At 63.4% G+C, this 6229-nt stretch carries 7 protein-coding genes; all 7 read right to left on the reverse strand.

Annotated features, from left to right (window positions below):
* Positions 1-53: 53 nt before the first annotated feature.
* Genes mdcH through mdcA form a run of 7 tightly spaced genes read right to left on the reverse strand, consistent with a single transcriptional unit; the run spans position 54 to position 6064 of the window.
* On the reverse strand, positions 54-965 hold the full coding sequence (gene mdcH / locus ACM6IK_RS17790) for a malonate decarboxylase subunit epsilon (protein WP_414875384.1): 912 nt from the start codon (positions 963-965) through the stop codon (positions 54-56).
* Positions 962-1582, reverse strand: a complete 621-nt coding sequence (locus tag ACM6IK_RS17795; RefSeq protein ID WP_414875385.1) for a malonate decarboxylase holo-ACP synthase — start codon at positions 1580-1582, stop codon at positions 962-964. Before ACM6IK_RS17795 ends, mdcH begins: the two co-directional genes overlap by 4 nt.
* On the reverse strand, positions 1576-2379 hold the full coding sequence (gene mdcE / locus ACM6IK_RS17800; protein WP_414875386.1) for a biotin-independent malonate decarboxylase subunit gamma: 804 nt from the start codon (positions 2377-2379) through the stop codon (positions 1576-1578). The genes ACM6IK_RS17795 and mdcE overlap by 7 nt, the downstream gene beginning before the upstream one ends.
* Positions 2376-3227, reverse strand: coding sequence for a biotin-independent malonate decarboxylase subunit beta (locus tag ACM6IK_RS17805; protein ID WP_414875387.1), 852 nt, complete (start codon positions 3225-3227; stop codon positions 2376-2378). The genes mdcE and ACM6IK_RS17805 overlap by 4 nt, the downstream gene beginning before the upstream one ends.
* On the reverse strand, positions 3220-3519 hold the full coding sequence (locus ACM6IK_RS17810) for a malonate decarboxylase subunit delta (RefSeq protein WP_007975424.1): 300 nt from the start codon (positions 3517-3519) through the stop codon (positions 3220-3222). Before ACM6IK_RS17810 ends, ACM6IK_RS17805 begins: the two co-directional genes overlap by 8 nt.
* Entirely contained in the window at positions 3519-4394 is an 876-nt protein-coding gene (locus ACM6IK_RS17815) for a triphosphoribosyl-dephospho-CoA synthase (RefSeq protein WP_414875388.1), read from the reverse strand. Before ACM6IK_RS17815 ends, ACM6IK_RS17810 begins: the two co-directional genes overlap by 1 nt.
* Positions 4394-6064 carry a malonate decarboxylase subunit alpha gene (gene mdcA / locus ACM6IK_RS17820; protein ID WP_414875389.1) on the reverse strand — a complete coding sequence of 557 codons (1671 nt, stop codon included), beginning with the start codon at positions 6062-6064 and terminating at the stop codon, positions 4394-4396. Before mdcA ends, ACM6IK_RS17815 begins: the two co-directional genes overlap by 1 nt.
* Positions 6065-6229 lie beyond the last annotated feature (165 nt).

Consider the following 6229-nt stretch of genomic DNA (forward strand, 5'->3'; position numbering starts at 1 on the left):
CAAAGTGCATTTCGAATGTTGTTTTTGTTGTTCGAAGCCTTAAGCCGGGTGATTTAAGAGTGGCGGCTGTCCTCCTCTCGCATCAGCGCCTGCAAGGTATCGAGCCGGGCACCGTCGAAGGCAATCACGGTGCCCTGCTCGAACACCCGGCGCGCCAGCCCGGTAAGCACCGCACCGGGCGGCAGTTCGATCTGTAGACGCACGCCGCGCTCGTAGGCGCTTTGTACCGTGCCGCGCCAATCGACGATGCGACACATGTTGAAGGCCAGGTCGTCACGCAAGGCTTCAGGCTTGACCAGTGGACGCGCACGACTGCCGCTCAGGTAGCCGATCTTCGGGGTGTGCAGCGACACCTTGGCGAAGGCTTCGGCCAGCCGTTGCGCGGGCACCTCAAGCAATGGGCAGTGGGACGGCACGCTCACTGCCAGACGCTTGGCCAGGCCTGCCCCGCAACCTTTCGCCAACTCCGTCACCGCTTTCATCGCCGTGTCGCTACCGGCAATTACCACCTGGTTATCGGCATTGATATTGGCCAGATAAACCGGCATTTGCGCACTGTGCACCCGGGCCAGTAATCCTTCCACCGCAGCCAGGTCCAGACCGATGATCGCGGTCATGCCGTAGCCCTGTGGATAAGCCTGCTGCATCAGTTCGCCGCGCAGGCTGACCAGATGCAACGCATCGCTGAAACCCAGGGCACCAGCCACCACCGCTGCCGGGTAAGCGCCGATCGACAAGCCGGCCACGTAATCCGGAGTCAAGCCCAGCTGCCGTGAAGCGGCGACCCCGGCGATCAGCAGGCAAAGCTGAACCGCCCTCGTCGACTGCAACGCCTCGGCAGAATCCAGACTCGTGACGTCTTCACCGAGCAGGTCGCTCGCCTCGTTCAATGTTTCCCGAGGCAAACGCGCCAGCATCCCGGGTCGTTGCGCGCCTTGGCCGGGGAACACCAGCAAGCTGCTCACGCTGCTTGCTCCTGTGGATTCCACGGGTCAGTAACCAGAATGGCTTGAATGGCATTTTTCAGCAGGACCCGCGACGACGCACCGGCCCATTCGCGCAAGGCGACGGCGCCCGACGGCGTCTGCAATTGCAGGTCCACGTGGCACACGGCGGTATCAAGAATGGCCACCAGCGCCTGGGCGTCGACACGACTCAACGGACGTGGCGTACGCAGGATCAGATCGAGATCGCTGCCCTCATGCAAAGCGGAAAATCCACTGGCCAACTCGAACCCGGCGCTGCCGCTGACACCCCAGACCCAGCCACTGTCATCGAGGTACGAGCGCAGCTGCTCCAAGGCGCGCAGCGCCGGGAAGTCGCGCTGGCCTTGAACATGGCAGAGTTCTTCCGGCCGCACCTGCCGCGTAATGGCGGCGACTTCCATCACCGCTGCAAATCGCTGTTCGCGTAGCGGCCCGCGCACGCCCACCGCCACCTGCCCCGCCGCGCTCAAGGCACGACGGACCACCACCGGCTGACCGGCACTGATCGACTCGGTTACCCACGCAGGCGCATCCGTGGGCAACTGCTGCGGGGTCATGCCCCACAGCAGGTCATGGGCCAGTAGCGTACTCACCACTGCGCTCTCAGCAATTGGCGAACCTTGCTCGATGCCACACGATTGGCCGCACCGAGACGACCACTGAGATCTGTACCCTTCTCAGCGATATCGCCCATCGCCTGACCCAGGCACTCGGTCACTCGCGCCATATCCGCGGCGGTCGGCTGCTCGATCTGTTCCACTGACAAGGTTTCCCACAGCAACCCGAGGCTGGCATAGCTGTCGATGTCATAGGCCATCGGCGGCACGCTCGCCGCCAGGGCTTCGAGCTCTTCGACGCTGCGCAAGGTCACCCGCGCCGCCGACGCCTTGCCCATGGCGTGCACCATCACCCCCGGATCGCGCAAGGCGATCAAGCGATTGGCCTGATAGCCGTGGGCCAGAAATGCCCCGGACATCGCCTTGCCCACCAGCAGACCGATCACCGCATGACCAGCGAGACGGGCACGGGCATAACTGTCTGCCGCAGCGGCCAGCGCCTGATGGATACCGAGCGCTTCCTCGCGTCGACCGTAAGCCTGGCTCGGCACGTCGACGATGGCGATCAGGGCGCGTTTGTGTGCCTTGTTCTGATCGGCCGCAATGACTTCATCCACAGCCTTGGCCAGGCCCCAGCCTTCGAGCAAACCCACTTCGCCGTTGCGGGCACGGACGAAGCGGTTTTCCGGGTCTGCCACCACCGCGATGAAACGCACAGGCTGATCGCCCAGCGCTCCGTCCGCCACCTTCAGCGAAGCCGGCAAGCCTTCGACTGCTTTCGCACCGGCACTCAAGGCGTTGAACCAGTTCAATCCACGCAGGGAATACGGACTCATGGGCGTTCTCCTTGGTACAGATCGCGAACCACGCACGGCTCGATTTGCGATTCGGCGTCCAGACGCGCCAGACGTTGCAGGAACAACTCGGCCTGCCGGCTGCGCGGCAGTGCAGGCAAACCCTGCTGGAGCAACTCAGCCACCTGTTGGCGAATCTGCGCCACATCGTCATCCACGTAACGATCCACCAGACCACTGGCGAAACGCTGTTCACCACCGGTCAGGCTCCAGATGAAGGGCCGGTCGCGGGAATCGTATTCTTCGAGTCCGGCTTCCTGCTCGATTACCTGCGGGCCGTTCAGGCCGAGTCGCGCCTCCCGGGTCACCAACAGATAGCTGCACATCCCGGCGGCAATCGACATGCCGCCAAAGCAACCGACGCTGCCCGCCACCACACCGACCACGGGTTGGTACTGCTGCAAATCGACAATCGCCGCGTGGATGTCGGCAATCGCCGCCAGGCCGAGGTTGGCTTCCTGCAAGCGCACGCCGCCGGTTTCCAGCAGCAGCACGGCGCGGGTCGGAATGCCGTTGCGGTTGTCTTCGGCGGCCAGTTCCAGTGCACCGGCAATTTTTGCTCCGCCGACTTCACCGAGGCTGCCGCCCTGGAATGCGCCTTCGATGGCCGCAATCACCACCGGCAAACCATCGAGATTGCCCTTGGCGATTACCACGCCGTCGTCGGCTTGCGGCACCACACCCTGGCGCGACAGCCACGGCGACATGATCCGTTGAAAGGGATCGAGCAGTTCGCGGAAGGTGCCGACGTCGAGCAACGCCTTGGCCCGTTGCCGCGCACCGAGTTCGACGAAGCTGTGCTTGTTGAGCAAGGCTGCGCTGTCAGTCATGGCCGATCTCCTCGAAGCCTTGTTCCAGACGCAGGCGCACCACGCCGGGCGTCGCGCCGAAATCGTGGATATCGATATCCATGGCCGGCGGCGTCTGGCCGTCGAACATCCGTGCGAACAGATGCTGCCAGCGTTGTTCACTGCCATTGACCGAGGTCTGCACGTTGATCGTCAGCTTGCCGGCCTGACCCGGTTCGATCAGCACTTCCAGATCGCCCGAGCCGACACAACCCACCAGTGTGCGGCCGCGTGGTGGCTGCCCGGCGGGGAATTCAAAAGATAAGGTTTCCATCAAAACACTCCCTGGATGAGGCCGTCGCCAGACGCGATACGGTCGATGAACAGGCAGGCTGCGAGCAGGTCGGCAGCGCCGCCGGGCGAGGCATTCAACGCGATGAGTTGTTGGTCCAGCTCATGCAGGCGGCGACGTCCGCCGAGGCTGGCACTGCCACCCGCATCGAGCACCGCCCGGGCGCCCAGTTGCATGGTGTTCAGACCTTCTTCACCGGCGCGGTAAAGCACGCAGGTGTCGGCCAGATTCGTCATGATCGCCAAGAGTGCATCGAGCCGGGCGTTGTGTTCGCCATGACCGGCGGCGCGGCTGCGCAGCAGTTGTGGCAGAGCACGTTGGGTCACCGCCGGAAAACCCAGTTGCGCTTCTTCACGAGCACCGCGAGCGCCATAGCGTTGGGCGACTTGCGCACCGTGACTGAGCGGACGTGGTGCAAAACGGTCGTCGAGCAAGGCTAACCGCGCAGCACGTATCGCCACGCTATTGGCGCTGCAGGATTGAGGTTCCAGTGCAGCGGCCGTGACCAACAGGCCCAAGGCCCAGATCGCCCCGCGATGGGTGTTCACGCCGCCGGTGGTGTCGAGCATCGCTTGCTCGCCTTCGCGACCGATGCGGCCCACGGCTTCGCGCAGGGGCGAGCCGACTTCACCGAACTCGATGGCTGCATCAGCCATTTCTTTAAACGCCGGCCACAACGACAACGCCGAAGCGTGCATCAGCCCCAAGTGTAAATCGGTATGGGCGCCATTGCCGCGACGGTCGACCAGTGCCGGTTTCGGCGACAGATCAGCCTCGTCGATCAGTGCGTCCACCGCCAGATCCGCCAGCCGTTCGGCCAGGCTCAGGCTTTTGGGTTGCAGGTTAAGTGCGTGCATTACCAGCTCCTGAACTTGGCGGGCGGGTTGTAGAGGCCACCGGACCACTCCACCAGATCGGCCACGCTTTTCGCCGCGAGCAGTTCGCGGGTGGCGTCGGTGCGGCGGATGCCGAGGTCTTCGGGCAAGGCGATCAGGCCTTCGCGACGCATGCGTGCAGTGTCTTTGGGGTTATGGCGCAGGCCGATGGCGGTCACCCCGGCGACGGCGGCGATCATCGCCTGGCGCTCTTCCAGCGAGCGCGCCTTGTACAGGTAGGCGATGCCTTCTTCAGTCAGCAGGTGGGTGACGTCGTCGCCATAGACCATGATCGGCGCCAGTGGCATGCCGCTTTTCTTCGCCACATCCACCGCATCGAGGGTTTCAACAAAAGTCGGTTTGCCGCCCTCCTGGAAGGTCTCGACCATCTGCACCACGAGCTTTTTGCCACGCTCGAGCATCGGCTCGGCCACATCGGTGTTGCGCATGTCGAGCCAGGCCGGCGTACCGTGACGACGACCGCGCGGGTCGTGCCCCATGTTCGGTGCCCCGCCGAAACCGGCCAGGCGTCCGCGCGTCACGGTGGAAGAATGACCGTCGCCATCGACTTGCAAAGTCGCGCCGATGAACAGGTCCACCGCGTATTGCCCGGCCAGTTGGCTGAACATCCGATTGGAACGCAAGGAACCGTCGCGCCCGGTAAAGAACACGTCCGGCCGTGCCGCAATGTAGTTCTCCATCCCCAACTCGGTACCGAAGCAATGCACGCTTTCGACCCAACCGCTTTCAATCGCCGGGATCAGCGTTGGATGCGGGTTGAGCGTCCAGTTGCGGCAAATCTTGCCTTTGAGGCCGAGGGATTCGCCGTAGGTCGGCAGGATCAGTTCGATGGCGGCCGTGTTGAAACCGATACCATGGTTGAGGGACTGCACGCTGTGTTTTTCGTAGATGCCGCGGATCGCCATCATCGCCATCAGCACGTGCACCGGCTTGATGTGCCGAGGGTCACGGGTGAACAGCGGTTCGATATAGAACGGCTTGTCCGCCACCACCACGAAGTCGACCCAGGAGGCGGGAATGTCGACACGCGGCAGGTCGCTGACGTCGTCCACCAATTGGTTGACCTGAACGATGACGATGCCGTCGCTGAAGGCCGCCGGCTCGATCAGTGCCGGGGTGTCTTCGGTGCTCGGCCCGGTGTAGATGTTGCCCGCGCGGTCGGCCATGAACCCGGCCGACAACACGACGTTGGGAATCAGGTCCACCACCAGTCGTGCGTAAAGTTCGATGTAGGTGTGAATCGCGCCGATTTCCAGCAGGCCGTCTTCGAGCAACTGGCTGATGCGCAGGCTTTGGGTGCCGGCGAAAGAGAAATCGAGCTTGCGGGCGATGCCGCGCTCGAACAGGTCCAAGTGCTCGGAGCGTCCGACGCTGGGCATGATCATGTGCAGGTCATGCAGCTTTGCGGGATCGGCCTTGGCCAGGGAACGGGAAAGGAAATCCGCCTGCTTCTGGTTGTTGCCTTCGAGCACCACGCGGTCGCCAGGCAGGATCAAGGCCTCCAGCGCCGCGACGATGTTGTCGGTGGGCAACACCACGCCGTCGGCAAGCCCTCGCACCAGCTCGAGGCGCCGCTGCTTTTCGCTGCGCCGCCGCGTCCATCGCGAGTCGGGGGATATTGTTGTTGTCATGACCACTCCACGGGTTCGCTGTCGTGGAGCTACCTTAGGAGTGTTGGCCGTAGCGTATCAATCAAGCAGAGAGGTGGATCGTTACGCTCAGGTTAATGGTTGTCAGAACTGACGCCTTCGCGGGCAAGCCCGCTCCTACAGTGGGTCGGCAGTGCACACAAAACC

Origin of the sequence: Pseudomonas sp. IT-196MI5 (genome assembly GCF_949767415.1) — a bacterium.
In the GTDB taxonomy this organism is placed as follows: Bacteria; Pseudomonadota; Gammaproteobacteria; order Pseudomonadales; family Pseudomonadaceae; genus Aquipseudomonas.